Origin of the sequence: Lentibacillus salinarum (genome assembly GCF_042679865.1) — a bacterium.
Classification (GTDB): Bacteria; Bacillota; Bacilli; order Bacillales; family Amphibacillaceae; genus Lentibacillus; species Lentibacillus salinarum.
On the sequence record NZ_JBHTNH010000002.1, the window covers coordinates 86,646 to 109,767 of the forward strand.

22 protein-coding genes are annotated in these 23,122 nt (G+C 46.5%); 20 read left to right on the plus strand and 2 right to left on the minus strand.

Annotation, left to right across the window (positions count from 1 at the left end; all coding sequences use genetic code 11):
- Nucleotides 1-62 precede the first annotated feature (62 nt).
- The 10 genes from coaBC to spoVM are packed head-to-tail and all read left to right on the plus strand — an operon-like array spanning nucleotide 63 to nucleotide 11,159.
- Entirely contained in the window at nucleotides 63-1,271 is a 1,209-nt protein-coding gene (gene coaBC / locus ACFQ4A_RS01170; RefSeq protein WP_382396999.1) for a bifunctional phosphopantothenoylcysteine decarboxylase/phosphopantothenate--cysteine ligase CoaBC, read from the plus strand.
- The gene (priA, locus tag ACFQ4A_RS01175) at nucleotides 1,268-3,676 is read left to right on the plus strand and encodes a primosomal protein N' (RefSeq protein WP_382397000.1); all 2,409 of its coding nucleotides are present in this window, start codon (nucleotides 1,268-1,270) and stop codon (nucleotides 3,674-3,676) included. Before coaBC ends, priA begins: the two co-directional genes overlap by 4 nt.
- 34 nt (nucleotides 3,677-3,710) lie before the next feature.
- Nucleotides 3,711-4,652, plus strand: coding sequence for a methionyl-tRNA formyltransferase (fmt, locus tag ACFQ4A_RS01180; protein ID WP_382397001.1), 942 nt, complete (start codon nucleotides 3,711-3,713; stop codon nucleotides 4,650-4,652).
- A complete protein-coding gene (gene rsmB / locus ACFQ4A_RS01185; RefSeq protein WP_382397002.1) occupies nucleotides 4,653-5,999 on the plus strand; it encodes a 16S rRNA (cytosine(967)-C(5))-methyltransferase RsmB in 1,347 nt (448 codons plus the stop codon).
- 42 nt (nucleotides 6,000-6,041) lie between these two features.
- Nucleotides 6,042-6,797 (plus strand): Stp1/IreP family PP2C-type Ser/Thr phosphatase, encoded by a 756-nt coding sequence (locus ACFQ4A_RS01190; RefSeq protein ID WP_382397003.1) that lies wholly within the window; start codon nucleotides 6,042-6,044, stop codon nucleotides 6,795-6,797.
- A complete protein-coding gene (gene pknB, locus ACFQ4A_RS01195) occupies nucleotides 6,797-8,833 on the plus strand; it encodes a Stk1 family PASTA domain-containing Ser/Thr kinase (RefSeq protein ID WP_382397004.1) in 2,037 nt (678 codons plus the stop codon). The genes ACFQ4A_RS01190 and pknB overlap by 1 nt, the downstream gene beginning before the upstream one ends.
- Nucleotides 8,834-9,706, plus strand: coding sequence for a ribosome small subunit-dependent GTPase A (gene rsgA / locus ACFQ4A_RS01200; RefSeq protein ID WP_382397005.1), 873 nt, complete (start codon nucleotides 8,834-8,836; stop codon nucleotides 9,704-9,706). It abuts the gene before it with no gap.
- A gap of 1 nt (nucleotide 9,707) precedes the next feature.
- A complete protein-coding gene (rpe, locus tag ACFQ4A_RS01205; RefSeq protein WP_382397006.1) occupies nucleotides 9,708-10,370 on the plus strand; it encodes a ribulose-phosphate 3-epimerase in 663 nt (220 codons plus the stop codon).
- Nucleotides 10,371-10,373: 3 nt separating this feature from the next.
- On the plus strand, nucleotides 10,374-11,021 hold the full coding sequence (locus ACFQ4A_RS01210; protein ID WP_382397007.1) for a thiamine diphosphokinase: 648 nt from the start codon (nucleotides 10,374-10,376) through the stop codon (nucleotides 11,019-11,021).
- 54 nt (nucleotides 11,022-11,075) lie between these two features.
- Nucleotides 11,076-11,159 carry a stage V sporulation protein SpoVM gene (gene spoVM, locus ACFQ4A_RS01215; RefSeq protein WP_010530495.1) on the plus strand — a complete coding sequence of 28 codons (84 nt, stop codon included), beginning with the start codon at nucleotides 11,076-11,078 and terminating at the stop codon, nucleotides 11,157-11,159.
- A 111-nt stretch (nucleotides 11,160-11,270) separates the two neighbouring features.
- Here the strand turns inward: spoVM and rpmB are convergent, their stop codons facing one another.
- The gene (rpmB, locus tag ACFQ4A_RS01220) at nucleotides 11,271-11,459 is read right to left on the minus strand and encodes a 50S ribosomal protein L28 (protein ID WP_382397008.1); all 189 of its coding nucleotides are present in this window, start codon (nucleotides 11,457-11,459) and stop codon (nucleotides 11,271-11,273) included.
- Nucleotides 11,460-11,973: 514 nt separating this feature from the next.
- Here rpmB and ACFQ4A_RS01225 point away from each other — a divergent pair.
- The 3 genes from ACFQ4A_RS01225 to ACFQ4A_RS01235 all read left to right on the plus strand — a co-directional run bounded on the left by ACFQ4A_RS01225 (nucleotide 11,974) and on the right by ACFQ4A_RS01235 (nucleotide 14,471).
- Nucleotides 11,974-12,336 (plus strand): Asp23/Gls24 family envelope stress response protein, encoded by a 363-nt coding sequence (locus ACFQ4A_RS01225; protein WP_382397009.1) that lies wholly within the window; start codon nucleotides 11,974-11,976, stop codon nucleotides 12,334-12,336.
- Nucleotides 12,337-12,390: 54 nt separating this feature from the next.
- On the plus strand, nucleotides 12,391-14,055 hold the full coding sequence (locus ACFQ4A_RS01230) for a DAK2 domain-containing protein (RefSeq protein ID WP_382397010.1): 1,665 nt from the start codon (nucleotides 12,391-12,393) through the stop codon (nucleotides 14,053-14,055).
- Nucleotides 14,056-14,168: 113 nt separating this feature from the next.
- Complete coding sequence (locus ACFQ4A_RS01235) at nucleotides 14,169-14,471, plus strand: hypothetical protein (RefSeq protein ID WP_382397011.1); 303 nt, start codon at nucleotides 14,169-14,171, stop codon at nucleotides 14,469-14,471.
- On the opposite strand, the gene ACFQ4A_RS01240 is transcribed toward ACFQ4A_RS01235, so the two are convergent.
- Nucleotides 14,449-15,732, minus strand: coding sequence for an NCS2 family permease (locus ACFQ4A_RS01240; RefSeq protein WP_382397012.1), 1,284 nt, complete (start codon nucleotides 15,730-15,732; stop codon nucleotides 14,449-14,451). The two genes, ACFQ4A_RS01235 and ACFQ4A_RS01240, sit on opposite strands and share 23 nt — an antisense overlap.
- A gap of 144 nt (nucleotides 15,733-15,876) precedes the next feature.
- On the opposite strand from ACFQ4A_RS01240, the gene sdaAB reads away from it, so the two are divergent.
- From sdaAB to fabG, 7 genes are all read left to right on the plus strand, one after another.
- Nucleotides 15,877-16,539: an L-serine ammonia-lyase, iron-sulfur-dependent subunit beta gene (gene sdaAB / locus ACFQ4A_RS01245; RefSeq protein ID WP_382397013.1), complete on the plus strand. Its 663-nt coding sequence runs from the start codon at nucleotides 15,877-15,879 to the stop codon at nucleotides 16,537-16,539.
- Between the two features lie 98 nt (nucleotides 16,540-16,637).
- Nucleotides 16,638-17,513, plus strand: a complete 876-nt coding sequence (sdaAA, locus tag ACFQ4A_RS01250) for an L-serine ammonia-lyase, iron-sulfur-dependent, subunit alpha (protein WP_382397014.1) — start codon at nucleotides 16,638-16,640, stop codon at nucleotides 17,511-17,513.
- Between the two features lie 15 nt (nucleotides 17,514-17,528).
- Nucleotides 17,529-19,562: an ATP-dependent DNA helicase RecG gene (recG, locus tag ACFQ4A_RS01255; RefSeq protein ID WP_382397015.1), complete on the plus strand. Its 2,034-nt coding sequence runs from the start codon at nucleotides 17,529-17,531 to the stop codon at nucleotides 19,560-19,562.
- 189 nt (nucleotides 19,563-19,751) lie between these two features.
- Nucleotides 19,752-20,312, plus strand: coding sequence for a transcription factor FapR (fapR, locus tag ACFQ4A_RS01260; RefSeq protein WP_382397016.1), 561 nt, complete (start codon nucleotides 19,752-19,754; stop codon nucleotides 20,310-20,312).
- Nucleotides 20,313-20,392: 80 nt separating this feature from the next.
- Complete coding sequence (gene plsX / locus ACFQ4A_RS01265) at nucleotides 20,393-21,400, plus strand: phosphate acyltransferase PlsX (RefSeq protein ID WP_382397017.1); 1,008 nt, start codon at nucleotides 20,393-20,395, stop codon at nucleotides 21,398-21,400.
- Complete coding sequence (gene fabD / locus ACFQ4A_RS01270) at nucleotides 21,397-22,338, plus strand: ACP S-malonyltransferase (RefSeq protein ID WP_382397018.1); 942 nt, start codon at nucleotides 21,397-21,399, stop codon at nucleotides 22,336-22,338. Before plsX ends, fabD begins: the two co-directional genes overlap by 4 nt.
- On the plus strand, nucleotides 22,338-23,078 hold the full coding sequence (gene fabG, locus ACFQ4A_RS01275) for a 3-oxoacyl-[acyl-carrier-protein] reductase (RefSeq protein WP_382397019.1): 741 nt from the start codon (nucleotides 22,338-22,340) through the stop codon (nucleotides 23,076-23,078). The genes fabD and fabG overlap by 1 nt, the downstream gene beginning before the upstream one ends.
- Nucleotides 23,079-23,122: the final 44 nt, after the last annotated feature.

The window sequence follows — 23,122 nt, forward strand, 5'->3', positions numbered from 1 at the left end:
TTCTTTCATCTGCGGGGGTCTATGTTTTGACAAGCGGCTTTCGTATGAGGAGGGGATGACGGATGTTGCAAAATAAACATATACTTCTCGGTGTGTCGGGTGGTATAGCCGCTTATAAAGCATGTGCCTTAACGAGCAAGTTAACACAGCAGGGTGCGAATGTGAAAGTGATCATGACCGAAAACGCCGCAAAGTTTGTATCACCGCTCACATTTCAAGCTTTATCACGAAACCCTGTCTATACGGATACGTTTGATGAGAAAGATCCGGCCAACATCGCGCATATAGATGTGGCGGACTGGGCAGATATTACGATTCTCGCACCGGCAACGGCGAATGTCATCGGTAAACTGGCGGGTGGAATCGCGGATGATATGCTGTCAACGGTACTGCTGGCCACACAGTCCAGTGTTTATATAGCACCTGCCATGAATGTCCATATGTACGCGCACCCCGCTGTCATGGAAAACATGCAAAAGCTGGAATCTTGGGGATATCATTTCATTGAACCGGGTGCAGGTTATCTGGCGTGCGGCTATGTTGGGAAAGGAAGACTGGAAGAGCCGGAAAGCATTATCGCAGCAGTGGACAACCATCAGTCGGAAAATGCCTTATTCTCCGGTAAGCGTGTGCTGATTTCAGCTGGCCCAACCCAGGAAAAAGTGGATCCAGTCCGGTTTTTTACGAACCGTTCATCTGGAAAAATGGGGTTTGCACTGGCTGAAGCAGCAGCAAATATGGGTGCTAAGGTCACATTGGTCACCGGACCGGTCAGCCTGGAGACCGGGCATCAGATGATCCAACGCCTCGATGTGGTAACAGCCGTCGACATGTATAAGACGATGCATGCGCATTTCCCGGAGAATGATATCGTCATTAAAGCAGCTGCTGTTGCCGATTACCGGCCAAAGCAAATTTATGATGAAAAGATGAAAAAGCAGTCGGACGATTGGCATGTCGCGATGGAACGGACAAAAGATATCCTGCAGTCACTTGGTGACATAAAAGAACAGCAATTTCTGGCAGGCTTTGCGGCTGAAACAACGGACCCGGTTGACTATGGCATCGCCAAGCTGGAGAAGAAAAACCTTGATGCGATTATCATTAACGATGTGGCAGCCCAGGGTGCTGGCTTCGGCGGGGATACGAATGTGGTGACATATATCAATAAAATACAGGATAAAGACGAGATCACGCTCAGATCAAAACAGGCTGTGGCGCATGAACTATTATTATTGATCGCTCGTGATATGAAGGATGAAACCAATTGAATATCGCAAAAGTGATTGTCGATGTTCCGGCCAGTTCTATTAACCAAACATTCGATTATAAGATACCCGAACGTTTCCGTGCGATGCTACTGCCGGGGATGCGTGTTATCGTTCCCTTTGGCCCAAGAAAAATCATGGGGTACGTCGTCAAGAGAGTGAATGAGTCTTCTTTCGATAAGCTAAAGGAAATAGCCGATGTCCTTGATTTGACACCGATTTTGACCCCGGAATTGCTTGAGTTGGGCAAATGGCTGGCAGAAAAGACAGTCAGCTTGTATATAACGGCTTTCCAGGCGATGCTGCCGCAAGTTTTGAAGGCAAATTATAAGAAGGAGCTGGAGCGCCTCAGCCGGGAATCCCTTTCGGCAGAACTCGAGGCATTGTTTGCCGGGAGGGACTTTATTCCTTACGGGGCGCTGGAAAATAGCCAGGTCAACTTTCACCAGGTACAGAAAGCGATACAGAATGGCGATATCGCCGTTCACTACTTAGTTAAATCACGCGTCACGAAAAAGTACGTCACGTATTTAAAGCCGACACGTGAGGTGCATTTGCTTGAAGAGGCGCTGCAGGACATGTCAGGAAGAGCGAAAAAACAACAGGAATTACTTGCTTTTTTTATTAATCAGTCACAGGCAATTGAGCTAAACAGCGTTTTGAAACAGTTCAAGACGACACGGTCCACGGTTAACGCATTAGTCGATAAAGGTTTGCTCGCGACATTTAAGCAAGAAGTTTACCGGAACCCATATGATGACCATACGTTTGAGGAGACTGAGGCTTTGGAATTAACGGTTGAGCAACGTGAAGCCATCGAACCGATCAAACAGAATATTAAAGAAAATGCGCATGATGTGTTTTTGCTTCACGGCGTCACCGGCAGTGGAAAAACGGAAATCTATTTACAGGCCATACAGGACGTCATTGATAAGGGGGAAGAGGCGATTGTTCTGGTCCCGGAAATCTCCCTGACACCCCAAATGGTCAAAAGGTTTAAAGGACGATTCGGCTCAAATGTCGCTGTTTTACATAGTGGTTTATCCAACGGTGAAAAATATGATGAATGGCGACGGGTCCATCGACGTGAGGTACAAGTGGTGGTTGGAGCCAGGTCAGCTGTGTTTGCACCATTTGAAAACCTTGGTATCATCATTATCGATGAAGAACATGAAAACAGCTATAAGCAGGAAGACCAGCCGCGATATCATGCACGTGATGTAGCGGTTCACCGCGGGGCGTATCATCATTGCCCGGTGATTCTCGGCAGCGCGACGCCAGCATTGGAATCTTATGCCAGGGCACATAAAGCGGTTTATAAACTCAGTTCTCTGACCAGACGGACTAATGACAAAGCCATGCCTGATGTAAACGTCGTCGATATGCGGAAGGAATTGCATGCAGGCAACCGCTCGATGTTTTCACGCAGTCTGAAAGAAAATATGGAGAAACGAATCAACCGGGGTGAACAAGTAGTTCTGTTATTAAACAGGCGCGGCTATTCAACGTTTATCATGTGCCGGGAATGCGGCCATGTGCGTGAATGTCCGCATTGTGATATCGCCCTGACTTATCATAAATACAGCAATCAATTAAAATGTCATTATTGTTCGTATGAAGAGCCGATGCCCTTGTATTGTCCATCCTGCAACAGTGATCTGATTCGCTTTTTCGGGACAGGCACACAGCGCATTGAAGAAGCCTTGACAAAGCTGATACCGCAGGCCCGGGTGCTGCGGATGGATGTGGATACAACACGGCGGAAAGGGGCCCATGAGAAACTGCTGAATCAATTTGCCAATAAGAAAGCGGATATTTTACTAGGTACACAGATGATCGCCAAAGGGCTTGATTTTGAAAATGTGACCCTTGTCGGTGTACTGACAGCTGATTCCATGCTGAACCTACCGGATTTCCGGGCATCTGAAAAAACGTTCCAGCTCCTGACACAGGTGAGCGGCCGGGCGGGGAGACACGACTTGCCGGGTGAAGTCATCGTCCAAACATATACACCGGAACATTACAGTATCGAACTGGCGAGCCGGTACGATTATTGGCAGTTTTATCAGCAGGAAATGCAAATGCGAAAAAAATTTCAATACCCGCCTTATGTGTTTTTGGCCTTAATAACGATATCTCATGAAAATCATGTGAAGGCAGTGCAATCGACACAGCAAATCGTGAAAAGCTTATGGAAACATGTTCGCAAGGAGACGGTCATCTTAGGGCCGACACCGTCACCAATTGCCCGGGTGAAGGATAGATATCGTTACCAATGCATGATAAAATATAAACACGAACCTGAATTGCGAACGTTGATTAATAAAATTAACCGGCAATTTGCTGATGAGATAAACAAACATGACTTACAAATATCAGTGGATATGCAACCATACCAATTGATGTAGCAGGAGATTTTCCAGTAGAAAGGAGCATCAGTCAATGAAGCGACTCGTTTTTATGGGGACCCCTGATTTTTCCGTCCCGATTCTGGAAACACTGGTTAAGACAGAATACGAGCTGGTTTTGGTCGTTACCCAGCCGGACCGTCCTAAAGGCCGGAAAAAAATGATGACGCCGCCACCTGTTAAAGAAACGGCTGAAAAACACGCTATTCCGGTTCTGCAGCCGGAAACGTTAAAGGATGACTATCAGAAGATTCTTGCGTATGAGCCCGATCTCATCATAACGGCTGCCTATGGGCAAATTTTGCCGAAAGAATTGCTGGACACACCGACATTCGGGTGTGTCAATGTCCATGCCTCATTATTGCCTGAACTGCGGGGTGGGGCACCGATTCATTATGCTATTTTACAGGGTAAGCAGGAGACAGGCATTACGATTATGTATATGGCTGAAAAGCTGGATGCCGGTGATATCATCACACAGGAAACCGTACCAATAGCAGCTGATGACCATGTCGGCACGTTGCACGATAAGTTATCCGAAACAGGTGCACAACTTTTGGCGGATACCTTGCCCAAACTATTTGCCGGCGACATCAATCCCGTGAGTCAGAACGACGATCTGGCAACGTTTGCGTTCAATATCAAGCGTGAGCAGGAAAAAATAGACTGGCACAAGCCGCATGAGGTTATCTATAATCAGATTAGAGGATTGCATCCCTGGCCGGTTGCATTCACCACATACGATGGCAACGTGATGAAAATCTGGTGGGGCGTCATGGACGAGCAGACGTATGACAGAACACCGGGTGAAATTGTCCGCATCATTGAAGATGAAGCATTCGTCGTCGTTTGTGGCGATCAAAAAGGCATCCGGGTGACAGCGATACAGCCTGCCGGAAAAAAACGGATGTCGGTCAAGCAATACTTGCAGGGGGCGCCTGATCGGATTGAAACAGGGATGCTGATGGGTGATTAAATGGAAAATTATCAGGTGAGAGAATCGATCGTTGATCTGCTCGTGCGCATTGAACAGGACAGCGGGTTCAGCCATTTATTGATCGATCACGAAATAAAATCCAAACATATTTCCCCGAAAGACGAAGCGCTCATGACGGAGATTGTCTATGGAACGATCCAACGTCAATTAACGCTGGATTACTACTTGGAACCGTTTGTCGACTCGCGGAAGAAACTGAAACGATGGGTTCGCATGCTGCTCCGGATGTCTGTCTATCAAATGTACTTTCTGGACAAGGTGCCGGATCATGCTGTTATTCATGAAGCGGTGGAAATCGCCAAACACCGTGGTCACAAAGGGATTGCTTCGCTGGTTAATGGTGTTTTGCGGAACGTCCAACGTAAAGGTGTCCCCAATACAGCAGTCATCCAGGATAAAGCAAAGCGGCTGGCCGTGGAAACAAGTCATCCCGAATGGCTTGTCAAACGATGGGTGGATATGTACGGCTATGAATTGACACATGCGATGTGCCATGCCAATCTTGAACGAAAGCCATTGTCCATCCGTGTCCAGCCATTGAAGATCACACGTGAAGCAGCCATGGACGAGCTACGTGAACTTGGATTTGCAACACGAAAGTCCGATTTTTCCGATCAGGGTATTATTATTGATCAGGGCAACATTTTACGGACAAGGTTGTTTGCAGAGGGTTATGTCACCATCCAGGATCAGAGCTCGATGCTGGTAACAGAAATGCTGAATGCCGAACCGGGTATGACGGTACTGGATGCCTGCAGTGCTCCAGGCGGCAAAGTGACACATACGGCTGAAAAGATGCGCAATCAGGGGGTCATAGCCGCATATGATCTTCATGCCAAAAAAGCCAAACAAATCGAACAAAAAGCTGCGGAGCTGGATTTGACAATTATCGATGCCAAAGCGGGTGATGCGCGGAAATTGCAGGAACAGCATGAAAACCAACGCTTCGACCGTATTTTGGTGGATGCGCCATGCACCGGTTTTGGCGTCATACGCGGAAAGCCCGACATTAAATATCATAAGCAAAAAGAAGATATTGACCAGCTAGCCCGGATTCAAAGCGAAATACTGGAACATGTAGCGCCATTATTGAAAAAAGACGGGTTACTGATATACAGTACGTGTACGGTCGATAAAACAGAAAATGACAACGTTGCAGCAAACTTTTTAGCGCGTCACCCGGATTTTATACTGGATACGAGCTTTTTTGAACAATTACCACCCATGATCCGACAGTCACCAGGATGTTCGGAAATCGGTTTGCAGCTATTCCCCCAAACGTTTTCGACTGATGGGTTTTTCCTGACGAGAATCAAACGCAAGTAATCAAGCTAAAAGCGGACAGTTTTGCTGTTAAGGGGTGAAGAGATGAAGGGACAATTTCAAACAGATCGGGGAAAAATTAGAGACCATAATGAAGATGCTGGCGGGGTTTTTTATAACAGGACAGGTCAATTGTTGGCTGTTATTGCCGATGGAATGGGCGGTCACCAGGCAGGTGATGTGGCCAGTCAGATGGCAACTTCTTTACTCCGGGATAAATGGGAGCATATTGCTAGCTTTGAGTCCACTGAGGAAACTGAGAAATGGTTAAATGACACACTGCAGGAAATAAATCGGGAAATATTGACACATGCCCGAAAACATGAGGCATGTGCTGGAATGGGAACGACTGTTGTGGCAGCTGTCTGTACAGACCAATTTACAGCTGTTTCCCATGTCGGTGATAGCCGGTGTTATATTCAGGATCAAAATGGTTTAAGGCAAGTGACGGAAGATCACTCCTTGGTCAATGAACTTGTTCGCTCTGGTCAAATCAGTCCGGATGATGCTGAACATCACCCTCGTAAAAATGTTTTACTGAAAGCGCTTGGCACAGATGCGGATATAACCGCTGATGTCCAGACGATCGAATGGACGGCCGGTCACCAGCTTCTGTTATGTTCAGATGGACTGACCAATAAGCTGACAGATGAAGAACTTCTGACATTTATGCAAAAAGACCAGACCCTTGACACAACGAGTAACGAAATGATTGAACTTGCCAATGAACGAGGCGGTGAGGACAACATCTCCCTTATTATTGTCTCCTATGACGCTGCCAGGAAAGAGGGTGATGGCTAATGTTGCATGGTCACCTGCTGAATGAGCGCTACAAGATAAAAGAAACGATCGGCGGCGGTGGCATGGCCGATGTTTATCTGGCAGAAGATATCATTCTCGATCGTCATGTGGCCATTAAAGTGTTGCGCATGGACTATGCTGATGATGCGGAATTCATTGCCCGTTTCGACCGAGAGGCACAATCAGCAGCAAGTCTGTCACATCCGAATATTGTCAATATCTATGATGTGGGGGAAGAAGACCGGGTTCTCTTTATGGCCATGGAGTATGTGGACGGAATGACCCTGAAAGAATACATACAGCAACACGCACCAATTAACATACAGGAAGCACTGGATATTATGAAACAGATTGCTTCCGCTATTGCTCATGCCCATGCCAATGACATCATTCACCGTGACATCAAACCGCAAAATATTTTGATTGACACATCCGGCCAGGCCAAGGTGACAGATTTTGGTATTGCTATAGCTTTAAGTGCGACGGCTTTAACCCAAACCAATTCCGTCCTTGGTTCAGTTCATTACTTATCCCCCGAGCAAGCGCGTGGTGGAACCGCAACCAAAAAGTCGGATATTTATTCTTTGGGAATCGTTCTGTTTGAGTTATTGACAGGACGGCTTCCGTTTTCAGGCCAGTCGCCGGTATCAATTGCTTTAAAACATTTGCAAAATGATACACCATCGGTTAAACGGTTTAACTCGGATATTCCGCAAAGTGTTGAAAATATTGTGTTAAAGGCTACTGCAAAGGACCCTTTTCACCGTTACGACGCTGTCTATGACATGGAGGATGATCTCGAAACAGCGCTAGATCCGGACAGGCTAAATGAAGAAAAGTTTATCCCGCCAACTGAAGAAGGGGAAGAGACGAAGGCCATTCCCATTATAACCGACGGCCAATTACAGTCGGACGCGGCTGATGAGACGATGGTTAATCAGCCAAACGACAACACGAAACCCTATACGGAAGAAAAGAAAGGTAAAAAAGAAAAGGGAGCTAAAAAAGCCAAAAAAGCCAAAAAGCAGGCAAAAACCGGTAAACAGCGCCGGCGAAAAAAATGGCTGCTCATACTTGGTTCTTTATTCGTACTACTGGCAGCAGCTGCCACCATATTGTTTATCATATTTAAGCCGGGAGATGTCGAGATCCCTGATGTGAGCGGTATGGAATACGAAGAGGCTATGACCGAATTACGCGGATTAAATTTGGAGACTGAACGGGACTTGACGTTCTCGGAAGACATAGAAGAAAATATGGTTATCGGAACAGAGCCGGATGCCGGGACCACGGTGAAAGAGGATGATATGGTAACGATCATCGTCAGTCAAGGAAAAGAAACAGTGGCATTTGACGATTTTGTCGGCGAAAATTATGAACAGGTCAAACGAATTCTGGAAAATAAGGGATTTGACTCTGTTACAGCAGATGAAGACTATTCGGATGAATATGGTTCAGGGGAAATCGTTGCTCAAGTTTATCCTTCCCCAGGGACTGAGGTCATTCCCGAAGAGACGGACGTTATTTTTGACATCAGCAAAGGTCCTGCTCCAATTAGTGTGAATAATGTGGCGGGCATGAGTCAACAGCAGGCTGTTAATACGCTGGAAGAACAAGGACTGAACGTTGTTGTTAACGAGGAAAATTCAGAAAACACACCGGAAGGCAACATCATAAGTCAGGATCCGGAAGCAGGTACTGAGGTGGAAGCAGGCGATACTGTCAACGTCTACATCTCCACAGGACCTGAAGAAAAACCGCCCGTCAGTCACGAAGAAACGTTTACCGTTTCATATAACCCGGATGAGGAATCAGAAAACCCGGATGAACCGATGGAACAGACCGTTTCCATTTATATTGGGGATAATAATCGTTCACTCTCAGAAAAATATGATGAATACACCATAACAGAGGACAAGGATTTTACCATTACATTGACCATCGCTCCTGACAGTGTGGCGGATTACAGGGTTATGCGCGATGATGAAGTCGTGATCGATAAATCGATTCCGTATGAAGAGGTGGCAGGTGACTAAATGACTGAAGGCAGAATTATTAAAGCAGTAAGCGGTTTTTATTATGTACAATCAGGGGATGACATGTACCAGTGCCGAGGTAGAGGTGTGTTCCGCAACCAAAACATCACACCGCTCGTCGGTGACTTTGTTGAATTTAACGAAACAGAGGGCTATATTTTGGCCGTTAAACCGAGACGCAACACACTTGTCCGGCCACCTGTAGCGAATATTGATCAGGCTGTTATTGTCAGTTCTGCTGTGAAGCCTGATTTTAACCCGCTGTTATTGGACCGGTTTCTGGTTATGATTGAATCAAAGCAGGTTAAACCAGTCATTTTTCTGACCAAGAAAGATGTGATAGCAGAAGCGGAAATGGAAAACTTAATCTATTATCAAAAACTGTATGAACAAATCGGGTATCCGGTCGAACTGATTTCTTCCAAAGAACCGGAAAAGTTAACCGAATTAACACGTTATTTCGCTGAGCGTGTGTCCGTCATTGCCGGCCAGTCTGGTGTTGGAAAATCATCGTTATTGAATGTGTTAAACCCTTCCCTTGAGCTTAAAACGGATGAGATATCCGCTAGTTTGGGCCGGGGGAAGCACACGACTAGGCATGTCGAATTGGTGGAAGCCGGTGGCGGGCTTGTAGCAGACACGCCGGGTTTCAGCGCACTCGACTTCCGGAATTTGGAAGCCGCCGATCTGGGAGAGTGTTTTCCGGAAATACGCGAACGGCAGCCGGATTGCAAGTTTCGCAGCTGTCTCCACCATAAAGAACCGAACTGTGCCGTCAAACAAGCGGTGGAAGACGGGGAAGTCGCTGCAACCCGATATGACCATTATCTGCGTTTTTTGGATGAAATCAATTCACGAAAGCCGAGGTATTAGTATGACTAAAATCGCACCTTCCATTTTATCAGCTGACTTTTCGCAGCTCGGTAACGAAATTCAGGATGTTGAAAAAGGTGGCGCCGATTATATTCATGTGGACGTGATGGATGGCCATTTTGTCCCGAATATCACGATCGGTCCACTCATCGTTGAAGCTATTAAGCCGCACACAAACTTGCCACTTGATGTGCACCTGATGATTGAAAATCCCGATCAATACATTCCAGCTTTTGCTAAGTCGGGTGCGTCAATCATTACGGTTCATCAGGAAGCATGTCCACATCTGCACAGGACCATTCAGCTCATAAAGCACAGTGGGGTAAAGGCCGGGGTGGTCATTAATCCGGCAACACCTGTGGAAATGATCCGGGATATTTTACATGAGGTTGATCTCGTCCTGCTTATGACCGTTAATCCGGGATTCGGCGGCCAATCGTTTATCCCACAGGTTGTGCAAAAAATCGAGCAGATCGCCTCATTACGGAAAGATCGTCAATTAAACTTTGAAATTGAAGTTGATGGCGGCGTCAATCGTGATACAGCCAAACGCTGTACCGATGCCGGTGCAGATGTTTTGGTTGCTGGCAGCGCCGTGTTCAAGCAGGCTGACCGCGGGCAGGCCATCCGCGACATTGTCCAGGCAACGGGAAAGGCTGAGTAACACATGTCACATGTTGCCATCATGGGAAACGGGCCGCAAGAGTTGCTGCCCGAGCTTTCGCGCTATCAATCGATAATGGACGTATGGATTGGAGCGGATCGGGGATCGCTGACATTATTGGAAAACGGTATAACACCGGATTATGCGGTTGGTGACTTTGATTCAATGAGCACGGAAGATAAACTGAACGTGCAGAGGCATGCCAACGTATTTGCGTCATATCCTTCCGAAAAGGACGAAACAGATCTGGAGATTGCGCTTAACAAAGCTTATGCTTTAAACCCGGAAAAAATCTATTTGTTCGGTGTAACCGGTGGACGGCTCGATCATGCATTAATCAATATTCAGCTGCTTTATGCGATGAAGAACCGGACTATAACAGGCGTTATCATTGACCGGCAAAATCGTCTGGAAATAGCAGGACCGGGCAAACATAATATTAGCCATGATGCGTATTATCCAACGATCTCGTTTATCCCGCATACCCGGCTTGTGAAAGGGATGAAACTGGAAGGTTTTTATTATCCACTAACCGATAAAACGATTTCCTGGGGATCAACTCGCTGTATTTCAAACAAGCTTATTTCAGATTTTGGTACTTTTTCATTCAACGAAGGCATACTATTAATAATAAAGAGTCGTGATGTTTAGGCCATACGATTTTCATTGAAAGCTTTGTTTGTACACAGAGGAGGCTGAGTACTCATGAAATTTTATACGATTAAGCTCCCAAGATTTATCGGCGGTTTTGTCCGGGTGATTGCTGGCGTTTTCAAAAAAGATAAGTAATCAAGCTGATTGAGCTTTTGTCATTTACTGGCAGAAGCTTATTTTTTGAAGATAAAAAATGAAAAAGCATCCCGCTATCCGGATGCTTTTTCGTGAGCCAACAGCCTATTATTAAACGCGCTGTACTTTGCCTGATTTCAGGGCACGGGCAGATACGTAAACACGTTTTGGTTTACCGTCTACCATAATACGAACTTTTTGCACATTAGCTTTCCAGTTACGTTTATTTGCGTTCATCGCGTGGGACCGATTATTCCCGGTATGGGTCTGACGGCCGGTCACGGTACATTTTCTGGCCATTGTAATCCCTCCTGTTTACACTTGGTTCCTGTCACTACTAACCCAATTTATCATACTTGGATGCCTGATGCAATTGTTTTCGGTAATATATAAAGAACGATCACTTGACAGACGAATTTAAATGATTCATTGTTATAGTGCGTGTTCAAAAAGGAGGATAAAAAGGACCGAGAAGTTCGAGGCGGTGCCGTTTCGAGCAGCGGGCTTTCACAGGATGTGGTGACTTCTGCGTTGCCCACAGGACGTGGGCGGTCTTAGCAGAAGGTCCCCTGCGCCTTTAGATACATGAGCAGCGGAGAAACAAGCCAACGAAGAAATTCGACGTGTCATTTTTACCGGACTTTTTGAACAACCTCTTATAGGGAGTTATTATACACTTTATTTTTCAGATGCTTTTATTCAATGAACGCTTATAGTAAAATATCCTTATAGATCGGGTTCAAATGCTCGATGCGTCATTTTTACCGTATTTTTTGAACAACCTACAAACAGGCGGTATCAAAGGAGGATCATGATGTCCATAGAACTGAATACAAATGATGGTCAGGTCACGATCACGAACGAGGTCATATCAACAATCGCCGGCGGTGCAGCTGTTGAGTGTTATGGCATTGTTGGTATGGCATCAAAAAGTCAAATCAGGGATGGAATTGCCGAGATTCTCAGAAAAGAGAACTTCTCCAAAGGTGTGGTTGTCAGACAGGAAGAAAATCGCCTTCATATTGATATGTACATTATCGTCAGTTACGGGACGAAAATTTCGGAAGTGGCGCATAACGTTCAATCACAGGTGAAATATACGTTAAGCAAGTCATTGGGCCTGGAAATCGATTCGGTGAATATTTACATCCAGGGTGTCCGGGTGGCCAAGGATTAACCTTCGTCCCCGGCTAGCGTTTCGGTTATTGCAGTTATGAGGGAGGAACGTATTGTGACGCAAGAAATATTACATGGCACGATGCTAGCGAAAATGGTGTTGTCGGGTGCACACCACTTGAAAAATAATGCCGAAAAAATAGATGCTTTAAATGTTTTTCCGGTTCCTGACGGGGACACTGGTACGAATATGAATTTATCGGTGACGTCTGGCGCGGATGAGGTCAAGAAACTGAACAGTGACAATATATCAGAAGTGGCGGAGGCTTTTTCGAAAGGACTGCTGATGGGGGCACGTGGAAACTCCGGTGTTATTTTATCCCAATTGTTCCGCGGATTTGCCAAAGGAATGGACAAGCAGGAAACTTTATCTGCTGAGGGTTTGGCCAACGCATTGGACAATGGCGTAAACACAGCGTATAAGGCGGTTATGAAGCCTGTAGAAGGAACAATCTTAACAGTAGCCAAAGATGCAGCCGAAACCGCCGTCGTTGAATCCGAAACAGAGACGGATGTCATCGCGCTCATGACGAACGTTGTACAGGAAGCAAAAGCCTCGTTGAAACGTACGCCGGATCTGCTTCCTGTCCTGAAAGAAGTGGGTGTCGTTGACTCAGGTGGACAAGGCCTGGTCACGATCTATGAAGGCTTTTTGGCAGCACTGAAAGGTGAAGAAGTGCCGGAGCAGGACACGGATGATGTTGGCATGGAAGAAATGGTCAATGCTGAGCACCATAAGATTGCCCAGGACTTCATGGACACGTCGGAAATTGAGTATGGCTATTGTACAGAATTTATGGTGCGGTTTGAAGCGGATAAGCTGAAGAATCATCCATTTGATGAAGATTCATTCCGGCAAGAACTGAGCAAGCATGGTGATTCGTTGCTGGTCGTGTCGGATGATGATCTGGTCAAAGTCCACGTCCATGCTGAATATCCGGGAGAAGTCATGACGCTTGGGCAACGCTTCGGATCTTTGATGAACATGAAAATCGAAAACATGCGTGATCAGCATACCGCCATTGTTGGTGACGATAATGAAAAGGCGGAGCCGGAAGCAAAAGCCGACTATGCGATTGTGACGGTTGCCATGGGTTCCGGCGTAAAAGAGCTGTTTGAAAGCCTTGGAGCAACGGTTGTGATCGAAGGCGGCCAGACGATGAATCCGAGTACCCAGGATATTGCTGAAGCGATCGAGAAAGCAAACGCGCGAAATGTGCTGATTTTGCCAAATAACAAAAATATTGTGATGGCTGCTGAGCAGGCAGCAGAACTGGCAGAAGTAAGTGCAGCCGTTGTGCCGACCAAGACAATCCCCCAGGGAATCAGTGCTCTTCTGGCATTTCATCCGGAAGCAGCGATTGATGATAATCACGCGTTAATGGAAGCTGCTGGTCAAGAAGTCAAAACAGGACAAGTTACATATGCGGTCCGCGATACACAAATTGACAGCATGACAATCAAAAAGGACCATTTTATGGGGCTTGCGGACGGTGCCATTAAAGCGTCAAATAAAGATATGCTGGAAACGGTCAAATCGTTGCTTGACGACATGATTACCGAAGAAGATGAGATCCTTACGATTTTACAGGGTGAAGATGCTCGTGATGAAGATGTTGAAGCAATTGAGCAATATGTCGAAGAAAAATATAAAGACATTGAAATCGAAGTTCATAAAGGTCATCAGCCAATTTATTCGTTTATATTTTCAGTTGAATAGAGGAGAAAAGGGGATGGGACAAAAGTGTTTATAATAAAGAAAAATCCGAACTAACTTGAAGTTATGGTTGGTGCATATAACCCGCTCCGGAAATATACTTGGTGCTCGTCGTGTTGAAAGCCATTTCGGAGAAGCAGCACTCCTCGCAACTCGAAGCATATTCGGTTGATGTTTTGCTCGTCGCTTTCCGCGGGCGGCTGGTGAGCCTCCTCGTGCTCGTCGCGTTGCAAGTTATTGCGGCGAGGCATACGCTCCTCGCAGAAAAGATCGCTGGCGCACTGCGGGGTCTCACCTATGCCTTTCTTCCCGCTGGAGTCTACGTATATTTCCTCCGCTCAAGCAGTGTATTGTTCATCTTTAGAATTGTCATTATAGTTATGTCCCAGCCTCTTTTCATATACCAGCCATTTTCATAATAAAGTAAAATAGGAATAACGTAGAAATGGTTATCAGAATACCTGACAGATCTTTCTGTTTGCCCATCGCGACCTTCACAATCGGGTATGCAATAAACCCGAATGCCATGCCGTCAGCGATGCTGTATGTGAATGGAATCATCGCAACAATTAAGAAGGCCGGCAATGCCTCTGACATGTCATCCAACGGTACATTCCGGAGATTTTGCGCCATTAAGACGCCAACAATAATCAGGATCGGACTGATCGCCGTATTGGGTATCATGGAAATCCACGGAATGATAAACAGTGTTGCTAAAAACAGAAACCCTGCTGTTAAAGCGGTTTTCCCCGTTCTGCCACCAGAGGCAATGACAGCTGCATTTTCCGCTGCTGACACGGTTGGTGATGTTCCAAAAAAGGCAGACATCAATGATGAGAAGGCTGTCACTTGATAAGCTTTATTGTAGCTATCCTGTCGTTTCAGCATATGGAGTTGTCCGTGCAATAGCCCCATATTTTCGAAAATGAGGATAATCGTCAGCGGAAAAACAGCCAGCCAAAATTCAAAATCACCTACTGCTGTAAACGATGGGACGAATCGTATTTCACCTGCATTAACATCAATGGACCTTTTGGTTGTATCCAACAGCCCAAACAGATAAGCGATAATTGTTCCGGTTATCATGGTCACGAGGAAATTTGCCGGGATATTTTTCATAAATAAAAAAATCGCAACAAATAACGTCAGCAGACTGGCGATAAATACAGGTGATGTGAAGTCACCAATGGCCATAATCGTTTGTTCGCCACTGACGACCAGACCGCTTTTTTCGAGGCCTATCAGAATCAGGAAAAAACCGAGCCCGACTGTAATCGCGTGTTTTAATGATTCAGGGATTGCCTCTTTTAAAACAGCTCCCAGTTTCGTGAATGCGGTGATAAGAAACAGTACGGCGGAAACGATAATAACCGCCAGTCCTTCCTGGAATGAGAGTCCTGTACTTTCAACGATTGAATAGGCAAACAGTGCATTAATACCCATTCCCGGGATCACAATCAAGGGAAGCTTTGCGTACAGTCCGATCAGAATGGTGCCGGCAAAACTGGCAAGAATGGAAGCGACCATCCCAGCTTCCAGTGAAATACCAGCTTCACTGAGAATCGATCCGTTTACGGCAACAATATAGACAGTCGTCAAATACCCAATTAATCCGGCTGTTATTTCCTGGCGCCATTTTCCTTTGGTACCCTGTAGCGTCGTGTTGTCTTGATAAGGCATGTTGATTCCTCGATAATGTACTATCCCTCTCCCACCCGATTATACATTGCTCTAACATACAATCCACAGGTGATTATTATACCGTTCTTTGTTATAATTGGCAAAGGAGAGAAAAATATACTGGAATTGGGGCGGTGTTGTGTTGTGAAATTTAATTCAGTATTTGACATAATCGGACCGGTCATGATTGGACCTTCTAGTTCACATACAGCAGGAGCAGCACGAATCGGAAAAGCAGCACGCAATCTATTAGGAAAAGAACCGAAATGGGCCAAGATCCACTTATATGAATCATTTGCCAAAACATACAGAGGTCACGGTACGGATTTTGCTTTGGCAGGCGGTTTATTGGGATATGAAACCGATGATCCGAGAATGAATCAAGCACGTGAGATTGCCAAAGAACGAGGCCTCGATATTCAATTTATTGAAGACAGTGCTGGGGTTAATCATCCGAACACTGCAAGACTGATTATTGGTGATGATACAGAGCGGATTGAACTGGTCGGTATTTCGATCGGCGGGGGAAAAATTGAAATCACGGAATTGAATGGATTTGAATTGCGTCTATCCGGCAACCATCCGGCCATTTTGATCATGCATAATGACCGGTTCGGAGCGATTGCATCTGTAGCGGAAATTTTGGCAAAACATAAAATAAACATCGGCCATATGGAAGTGAATCGAAAGGATGTCGGGAAAGACGCATTGATGGTTATTGAGGTGGATCAGAATGTGGATGACAGTGTTTTAAAGGAAATGGAAAGCGCTGACCACATTGACCAGGTTGCCAAGATTGTCAGCTAAAGAAATGTCAAATGGCTGGTTTCGCGCGACAGGCATCAATAATGTCTGAAGGGTTTATGAAAGCGTAAGAGCATACTTCAGGGGGAGGCGTAAATGATATGTTTCGTTCAGTTGCCGAATTAGTGGAAATAGCTGAAAATGAAAATATATTAATCTCGGACGTTATGATCCGGCAGGAGATGGATGTAAAGGAAAAAACGCGGGAAGATGTATTTTCCGAAATGGAAAAGAACCTTGATGTGATGGAAAAAGCTGTGGAAGACAGTCTGCAAGGTGTTGAGTCTGTGACCGGGTTGACCGGCGGAGATGCTGTCAAAGTACAAGAATATATGAAAGAAACTACCCCGTTGTCGGGCAATATTGTCATGGATGCTGTCAGTAAAGCGATGGGCACCAATGAGGTCAACGCTGCCATGGGGACAATTTGTGCGACACCGACAGCGGGCAGTGCAGGCTGTGTACCAGGGACGTTATTTGCGGTCAAAAACCAATTGAATCCGACCCGTGAACAGATGGTACGATACTTGTTGACGTCCGGTGCATTTGGGTTTGTCGTTGCGAATAATTCATTTATTTCCGGTGCTGCAGGTGGATGTCAGGCAGAAGTCGGTTCAGCAGGTGCCATGGCATCGGCGGCCATCGTGGAAATGGCCGGTGGCAGTCCCCAGCAATCAGCTGAAGCGTTCGCCATGACCTTGAAAAACATGCTCGGGCTGGTTTGCGATCCGGTTGCCGGCTTGGTCGAAGTGCCATGTGTCAAACGGAACGCCGGAGGTTCGACGCTTGCGATCGTGTCGGCTGACATGGCATTGGCCGGTGTCACGAGTACGATTCCATGTGATGAAGTCATCGGGGCGATGTACCGGATCGGAAAACAAATGCCGTCAAGCCTGCGGGAAACAGGCGAGGGTGGTCTGGCGGATACGCCAACCGGACGCCTGTTGAAGGAGAAAATTTTTGGAATGTCCGTTTAGAAAGAGTGATGGAACATGCTTAGTGATCCAGTAACAGCCGTTAAAGGTGTCGGGGAGAAATTGGCGGCCGATTTAGGGGAAATGGGCATCTATACCGTAGAGGATTTGCTTGCTTATTTTCCCTATCGTTACGATGTGTTTGATATCAAGCCACTCAGCGAGTTGATTCATGATGATAAGGTTACCATCGAGGGAAGGGTTATCCATGAGCCTTCCCTTCATTTTTATGGCCGGAGAAAATCCCGGCTGTCATTTAATGTTGAGGTGGAAGGCGTTGCTGTAAAGGCCGTCATGTTCAATCGGTCATTTGCTAAAAAGCAATTGAATCCTGGAGACACGGTAACATTGACAGGCAAATGGGATGCGCACCGACTGCAAATAACGGTCAATCAATACAAAAAGGGCCCAGCCAATCAGCAGACTTCCATTCAGCCCATGTATTCTTTAAAAGGCGATGTGACCAATTACAAAGTGAAGAAAGCTGTCACCGACGCCCTCAAAACAAATCAGCATGATATCGACGAATTGTTGCCGCCCCGTTACCTAGAGGCTTATAAACTGCCTGATCGGGCTGAGGCAGTTGCCACCATGCATTTTCCCAAAAGCAGAATTGATTTGAAGCATGCCCGGCGGCGGTTTACATATGAAGAATTTTTATTGTTTCAGCTTAAAATGCAGTTACTCAGGAAAATAAAGCGGGAGTCAACGGTCGGGAACGCGCAGCATTATGAACCGGCCAGCCTTAAGCAGTTTATTGACAGTTTTCCATTTTCATTCACAAATGCCCAGCAAAAGGCGTTGAATCAGATTTTGGCGGATATGAAATCATCATATCGCATGAGCCGGCTCCTGCAGGGTGATGTTGGTTCAGGTAAGACGGCTGTTGCCGAAGTTTGCCTTTATGCCTCAATCACCGCAGGCAAACAAGGAGCGCTAATGGTTCCAACCGAAATATTGGCCGAGCAACATTTTCAGTCACTGCAAGAAACGTTTGGCGACGCAGCATCAATTGTTTTGCTAACGGGTTCGGTCAAAGGGAAAAAGCGGAAGAAGACGTTGGCCGCGATCGAACAACATAATGTTGATATCGTGATTGGCACGCATGCCCTCATCCAGGATGATGTGCATTTTAATGATTTGGGCTTTGTGATTGTCGATGAGCAGCACCGATTCGGAGTAGAGCAACGCCGGGCACTTAGGGAAAAAGGTTTGAATCCGGATGTCTTATTCATGACAGCAACTCCGATTCCACGAACGCTGGCGATAACCGCTTTCGGTGATATGGATGTTTCGGTGATTGATGAGCTGCCATCAGGCCGGAAAGCGATTGAAACATACTGGACCAGGGAAAATACCTTTGAACGTGTCCTGCAGTTTATTAGCGAACGTGCTGAACGGGGTGAACAGGCGTATGTGGTCTGTCCATTGATTGAGGAGTCCGACAAGCTGGATATCCAAAATGCTGTCGATTTGTATCACCAGCTTGACGCATTTTATTCAGGTTCATTAACAATTGGACTGATGCATGGCCGGCTTTCATTGGAAGAAAAAGACGGCGTCATGAAACAGTTTGCCGATGGGGACGTGGATGTTCTCGTCTCAACGACCGTTGTGGAAGTCGGTGTCAATGTCACGAATGCCACGACCATGGTCATTTACGATGCGGAGCGTTTTGGTCTATCCCAATTGCATCAGCTCAGAGGCCGGGTTGGCCGTGGTGATAAGCAAAGCTACTGCATCTTGATTGCTGATCCGAAGGGTGAGACAGGTAAAGAGCGGATGCGAATCATGACCGAAACCATTAACGGCTTTGAGTTGTCTGAGCAGGATCTGAAACTGCGGGGTCCTGGTGATTTCTTTGGAAAAAAACAGAGCGGCCTGCCGGAATTTAAAGTAGCGGATATGATTCATGATTACCGAGCACTGGAGACAGCACGCCGGGATGCTGAAGAAATTATCGAAGCCGGGATGTTGGAAAGTGATCCGGAATTCCGGCACTTGCAAATCTATTTAGAAAATATGGCGGTGTTCCAGGAAAAATTGGATTAAAGATGGTCGGCAAAACGTCCGATATAATAATTAGTGATCACTTGCATATCCGGACGTGGTATTATATATTACTATTAGTACCAAGTCATAGGATTAACATGTGATACGATATTAACTACAGGAAAAGCAATGTTGCCGCCACCATGACCGGGCGAATACCTGGTTTTTCCTATCTGGACGGTGCTGTAAATGAAACTCAGTAAAGTGGAACGCCAACGTTTATTGAAGGATACGATTGAAGCGACCCCGTTTATAACGGATGAGAAGTTAGCGGAAAAATTTGATGTGAGCATCCAGACGATCAGGCTTGACCGGATGGAACTTTCCATCCCTGAACTCCGTGAGCGGATCAAGTCTGTCGCCGCAAACCAATGGAATGAAACAGTGAAAGCACTGCCGCTGGATGAGGTGATCGGCGAAATCATTGACCTGGATCTGGACAAGCGTGCCCTTTCGATATTGGAAATTCAACAGGAACACGTCTTTTCCCGGAATAAAATTGCCCGCGGCCACCATCTGTTTGCCCAAGCAAATTCACTGGCGGTTGCGGTTATTAATGATGAGCTTGCACTGACGGCCAAATCGGAAATTAAGTTTACCAGACAGGTAACAGCGGGGGAACGGGTTGTGGCCAAAGCGTTTGTTGAAGAAGTGGATGATAAGGGGCTGACTATCGTCCGGGTGGACAGTTTCGTCGATCATGAAAAAGTGTTCACCGGTTTATTTCATATGTATCGTTCTAAGTCATAGCGCCACTAAAGCTATTTTTGTACTATGATTATAAGATGGAAATTGACGCAAGTTAACGCGTCCAAAAGGGGACATTGACAATGAAGATAGCAATTGATGCCATGGGAGGCGACCATGCACCTGAAGCCATAGTCAAAGGTGCTGAAGAGGCTATAGCCGGCATCGATCATCTGCAGATCACACTTTTTGGCGATGAGAAAAAAATCAAGCCATATTTGTCGGGTTTCAATCAAATTGACATTGTTCATACAGACGACGTCATTACGGCTGATGATGAACCGGTGCGGGCTGTCAGAAGTAAAAAAAATGCCTCACTTGTGCTGATGGCAAAAGAAGTGAAGGAAAACCGAGCAGATGCGTGTATTTCCGCGGGAAACACTGGTGCCCTGATGAGTGCGGGGTTATTTGTGGTTGGCAGAATCCGCGGCATTGACCGACCCGCATTAAGTCCTACTCTTCCAACCGTTGACGGAAAAGGCTGTTTACTTCTGGACGTGGGTGCCAATGTGGATGCCAAACCGCATAATCTTGTGCAGTACGCCATCATGGGCTCTATTTATACGGAAAAGGTACGCGCCATTTCAAACCCGACTGTCGGTCTCCTCAACGTGGGGACGGAAGATGGAAAGGGGAATGATTTGACAAAAAAAGCATTTAACCAGCTGCAGCAAGCTCCTGTCAACTTTATCGGCAATGTGGAGGCCCGTGATATTTTATCAGGTGCTGCCGATGTTGTTGTCACCGATGGATTCAGTGGTAATATCGCTCTGAAAACGATTGAAGGAACGGCGACGACGATGTTTTCGCTGCTGAAGCAGACATTCATGTCATCTGTCAAAACAAAATTGGCGGCCGGCATGGTTAAAAAAGATTTAAAAGGCTTGCAGAGCCAGTTGGACTATTCGGAATATGGCGGAGCTGGCTTGTTCGGTCTGGCGTCACCCGTCATCAAAGCACACGGGTCATCGAACAGCCGTGCCATTTTTAATGCGATTCAGCAGGCTGCCAATATGGTGGAAAACAATGTGACCGATACGATTAAAACAACGGTCGAGTCAATCGACTGGAACGAGGGGGAACAGGGATGAAGCGTGTGGCACTTTTATTTCCGGGGCAGGGCTCCCAGACGGTCGGCATGGGAAAAGCTCTCTATGATACCTATCCGGCTGTACAGGAATTGTTCCGGGAGGCCGATCAACTTTTGGGCAAAGAGCTGACAGAGCTGATGTTTGAAGGACCCAATGATGAATTAACCGAAACAGAGAGCGCACAGCCGGCATTACTATTGTCAGGGATTGCCGTTCACCGTATGCTGGTTGACAATAACATCCAACCGGTCATGGCTGCTGGGCACAGTCTTGGGGAGTACAGTGCGCTTGTTGCTGCTAGGGCGCTGTCATTTGCAGAAGCCATGCCGCTTGTAGCAACACGAGGCAAGCTGATGGAAGAAGCTTTCCCAAAAGGACAGGGGTCGATGGCGGCTGTTCTGGGTATGTCGCAGGAAGCGATTGAAGAGACGCTGGAACAAATGAACAGTGACGAGGTTGTTGATCTAGCCAATTTAAACTGTCCAGGTCAGATTGTCATCTCCGGGTCTAAAGAAGGCATCGAAGCAGCAACACCACTGTTAAAGGAAAATGGTGCCAAACGGGTGCTGCCGCTGAATGTGAGCGGGCCATTCCATTCAAGGCTAATGAAACCGGCCAATGTACAATTTGCCGGGGAATTGGACAGGGTCACATTCAATAATGCCAACATCCCGGTCTATGCCAACGTGACGGCCGAACCTGTTACGGACAAAGGGGCTGTGAAAGACTTGCTGATCAGGCAGCTGTATTCGCCAGTCCAGTTTGAACAATCGGTCCGCCATATGCTCGAGGAAGGTGTGGATGCCTTTGTCGAAGCCGGTACCGGGAAAGTGCTGAGCGGGCTTGTCCGGAAAATTGACCGCAAAGCTAAAACGTTTGCTGTGCAGGACCCGGACTCATTAAATGAATTTTTATCGTGGTACAAGGAGGGATCCTGATGCTGAAAGGGAAAAACGCATTAGTAACCGGGGCCTCACGTGGAATCGGCCGAGCGATTGCTCTCGAACTGGCAAACAAGGGTGCAAATGTCGCCGTCAACTATGCCGGTAGTCAAGCCAAGGCACAAGCAGTTGTTGAAGAAGTGAAGCAAATGGGTGTACAATCGTTTGAGATTCAAGCTAATGTCGCAGATGAAACAGAAGCTAAAGCAATGGTCAAAGAAGTTGTTAGCGAATTTGGCAGCTTGGACATTTTAGTGAATAATGCCGGGATAAACCGGGATAACTTATTAATGCGGATGAAAGAAGACGAATTTGATCAAGTGATTGATACGAATCTAAAAGGTGTCTACCAATGCACGAAGGCCGTTTCAAGACAGATGATGAAACAGAAAGGCGGCCGGATTATCAATGTTTCATCGGTTGTTGGCGTCAGCGGCAATGCCGGCCAGGCGAATTATACAGCTGCAAAAGCTGGTGTTATCGGTCTGACAAAATCAACAGCTAAAGAATTCGCGTCACGCAATATCCTCGTTAATGCGGTCGCACCTGGTTTTATCTCAACCGATATGACCGATGCACTGACTGAGGAACAAAAAGAAGGCATGCTGTCGCTGATACCACTGGAAAAATTGGGTGATCCGGAAGATGTGGCACGCGTTGTCCGTTTCCTGGCGTCCGATGATGCCAATTATATCACCGGACAGACGATCCATATTGATGGCGGCATGGTGATGTAGAATAGACGTCAGAAGTCGGAAACCGGATTGGAGGAAATCGGTGA